The organism is Limnofasciculus baicalensis BBK-W-15 (genome assembly GCF_024178385.1).
Lineage (GTDB): Bacteria > Cyanobacteriota > Cyanobacteriia > Cyanobacteriales > Coleofasciculaceae > Limnofasciculus > Limnofasciculus baicalensis.
Genome location: NZ_JAMZMM010000506.1, coordinates 1 through 3480, shown reverse-complemented (window position 1 = coordinate 3480; position 3480 = coordinate 1). Strand labels below are relative to the sequence as shown.

The window sequence follows — 3480 nt, the reverse complement described above, 5'->3', positions numbered from 1 at the left end:
CATTTGATCGGAATCAATCTTATGATATAGCAAGAGACTTAGATATTCCTTTTGAACAATTTCCCTGCTTAGTATTCTTACCACCATTAACCGAAATATCAGGACAAGAAAAACTGATTATTCCTATCAAAGAAGTATCCAGCTCTTATTTCAGAAAAATATTTTCAGCTTTAGAGAAAATCGTTAAAAAAGCAGAGGAGGTTAATAAATATGAAGCAATAAAAATAAAATTTGACACCATTATACAATATTTAGAGAAAAACTCCCAACAAGTTGTTCAACAAACAACAACGAAATATCAAATCGATGGAGTTAACATCTTTGTTAATAGTGAAATAAGGAGAACCAAGATGACTGAAAATAATCCTGTGATTAATATTAAAGAAAGTATCATCGCCAGTGTTACAGGTGAAGGAAAGATAGATACAGCTATCATTCATCAGCACAACTCACCTGCAATCGACACAGACAAAGCCACCCGGCAACTCAAGAAACTTGTAGACAAACTCCGCGAAGAATACCCCGACAAAACTGACAAGGAAATCTTCGATATCCTAATCAACAACTTCCAAAATCTGCCCCAAGATAAATGGAAACCCTGGCAAAACACCCTCAGCGTACTCTTTGCAGGTGGCAAAGAAGCCATCAAAACCTTTATCCCCGCTACCGGAATTCCCATCGCAGTCCTAGATCGACTGTACAATATTTACCAAAACCGTCAGCAACTTCCTGGCAGCTAAAGGACAAACCACCATGCAAATTACTATTGATCTTCCCAAAGATCTCGAACAACAACTCACTCTAATCCTTGAAACCGACGATACTCCCAAAGCAGAAATCCTAGTCAGCCTTCATCGTGCCCTAGAAGATGCACAAGCTGGTAGAGTCTTCCCCATTGAAGAACTTTGGGATGTTATTGATGCTTAACAACCCACCCATCCGCATTCTCGATCAAAAATTATTTCCATCAGAAAGGGAACCGACGACTGGCCGTGTTTCGTCTCGGTTCCCCAACTGGTTCGCTCCTCACACACAAGTAAATCATATCAGAACTTTCTTTAATTGTCACTATCCTTAAGGAAAATTTTTTTTTCCTGCCCAGACAATAACCGAAACTTCACAATTCCAAGAGTGCAGGTACGCCGAAGCAGTCTTCAAGGAGCGATCGCAGTAAAATCTGAGTTACCTTCACCAAACCCAATCGAGCCTTAGTAAGTTGGGGTTGATGAATTTTCACCTCTCCCCAAATCCGACAACTCCGGTGGAAAGCATCAAATGCGTGACACAAAGCGAATCCTCGTTTTACCAAGCTCCGCTGATCCGAGTCACTCATAACATCAAGCAAATCCAATATCTGAAAAATCAAATCCCATTCCGCTAAATGGACAAACCCCAACCTTTCTCCCTCCCTATCAGGAAAGAACTTTTCCACTCCCCCGATACGGCATCCGCTGTTCCACTCCCTACTCCCCTCTTCCCCACCGCCCGATACGGCATCCGCTGTGCCACTTCCCCCCAAACGCAACAGAGAAGAGCAACGGGCGTGAGTATACTGTATCGGAAAGAGATTGTAGTCTTTGGAGAACAAGCAATTTCCTGGAGTCGATGGAGATAGAGGTATTTCAATTAACTGTTGTAACACAGTAGCCAAAGAGCGATCGCCTAATTGAAAATCAATCCAACCTGGGGATACCACCTCAACCATAAAGTCGATGGCGATAGTATCTTGAGGCATAGTTAACAACGCGGCTGTTAACTGATGGGCGATATCATCGGGAGGGAGTTGCCAGAGGGGAGATAATTTGAGCGCGATCGCAGATCGATAGATTACGCTATTCCTATGTAATAAGCGGTGTATAGAAATAGTCTTAGGGTTTAGCTGAGTTCTTCCGAACAAACCAATAGTTTCCCCAAGTAGTTGCTGTAATAACGGTTTCAGCCCCGAATTGCCGCCCCCCCTCACCGTAAACTTTCGGCAGTTAGAAGTATTTTTTGCTACTTTGTACTCCATAGAAACTCTAGAAAACTTGGTGTCTGTATTACGCTACAAACTATGAATTTAACATCCTCCACATCAGAAGCATCTCGACCATTTTTAACCTGGCAAAGGATTCTTGACTGGGCGCAGGAACATTACCGTTACCGAACCTTTAGCAAAGACGAGCGGATTCCCACCCGTGATGGGTTACTCTATTTGGTACAAAAGGGAGCAGTCCGCCTAGTCGGTACAGCTCAACTGAGCGCCACTACAACTAAATCTAAATCCGAAGTATCAAAGCCAACCACAGAGGAAACATTTTTAGGCTTTGTTGGTCCAGGTCAACCGTTTGAAATTGTGGCACAATCACCCTTTACCCTGGGCGCTTACTCCCACATCGACCAAACCTCTGTAGTATGGATGTATTGGAACGATCTAGATAACTGGCCTCATTTCCGCCGGGAGGTTTTGGATGCTTTTCGCCATCAACATCAGCGGAAATTACTGTGGTTAAGTACATTAGGGCAGCGGAAAACGATCGATAGACTCTTCGGATTTATCACCCTATTAGTGGAAGAATTTGGGGAACCGACTGAAAACGGTTACTGCTTGCCATTTCCTCTCACTCACGCCCAAATTGGCAGCGCGATTGGTTCAACTCGCGTTACAGTTACCCGCTTAATGGGCAAGCTCCGTCAAAAGGGACTGATTGCGATTAAAGAAGATAATTTGATTTGTTTGCCTGCCAAAAACAACTGATTGTAAAATTCCAACCGAACATATATTTTGATCCGTCACAAATCAGCTATTTCTTAGAATCTTAGTGTCTTAGTTTCTTAGTGGTTCTTAAGCTGTCCTCAGTTTGGTGGCGGGTAGTTTACCGCACTATTACATCCCCCCCCCCCACTCCCCCAATACGGAAAACCGACATTTTGCGGAAACTCAACAGTGGATTAGAATGTTACCAACAGCAGTATCACAACCCACTCGGTTGACAGAGTTAAGAGCAATGGGTTTTTTTGATTCAGAGATTATCCAACAAGAAGCAAAACAGTTGTTTGAGGATTACCAATCTCTCATCCAATTGGGAAACAACTACGGCAAATTTGACCGGGAAGGGAAAAAGCTATTTATCGATCAGATGGAATCCCTAATGGATCGTTACCGGATCTTTATGAAGCGTTTCGAGTTATCGGATGACTTCATGGCGCAGATGACGGTACAGCAGCTTAACACCCAGCTCGGTCAATTTGGCATCACCCCCAAGCAAATGTTTGACCAAATGAACATGACGCTGGAGAGGATGAAGTCGGAGTTAGAGAAGCAGTCTTAGTGGGGGGAATGGGTTCGAGAGTTTTGAGTTTTGAGTTTTAAGTTTTAAGTTTTAATTTAAAACTTAAAACTATTCCCGGGAATGGGTTCGAGAGTTTTGAGCTTTAACTCTCCCTCCACTCCCACTCCCCACTCCCCACTCCCTACTCCCTACTCCCCACTCCCTACTC

The 3480-nt window shown here is 43.4% G+C and carries 5 protein-coding genes; 4 read left to right on the top strand and 1 reads right to left on the bottom strand.

The features are described from left to right. Together NJ959_RS27360 and NJ959_RS27355 are read left to right on the top strand one after the other, a co-directional pair. Positions 1-740 (top strand): hypothetical protein (locus NJ959_RS27360; protein WP_254014920.1); only part of this gene is annotated, 740 nt, incomplete at its 5' end. A gap of 13 nt (positions 741-753) precedes the next feature. After that, positions 754-927, top strand: coding sequence for a hypothetical protein (locus NJ959_RS27355; RefSeq protein ID WP_254014919.1), 174 nt, complete (start codon positions 754-756; stop codon positions 925-927). A gap of 190 nt (positions 928-1117) precedes the next feature. Here the strand turns inward: NJ959_RS27355 and NJ959_RS27350 are convergent, their stop codons facing one another. Then, positions 1118-2011, bottom strand: a complete 894-nt coding sequence (locus NJ959_RS27350) for a DALR anticodon-binding domain-containing protein (RefSeq protein ID WP_254014918.1) — start codon at positions 2009-2011, stop codon at positions 1118-1120. A 42-nt stretch (positions 2012-2053) separates the two neighbouring features. Here NJ959_RS27350 and NJ959_RS27345 point away from each other — a divergent pair, with 42 nt between their 5' ends. Beyond that, entirely contained in the window at positions 2054-2737 is a 684-nt protein-coding gene (locus tag NJ959_RS27345; protein WP_254014917.1) for a Crp/Fnr family transcriptional regulator, read from the top strand. Positions 2738-2987: 250 nt separating this feature from the next. Further along, positions 2988-3311, top strand: coding sequence for a DUF1825 family protein (locus tag NJ959_RS27340; protein WP_254014921.1), 324 nt, complete (start codon positions 2988-2990; stop codon positions 3309-3311). Positions 3312-3480: the final 169 nt, after the last annotated feature.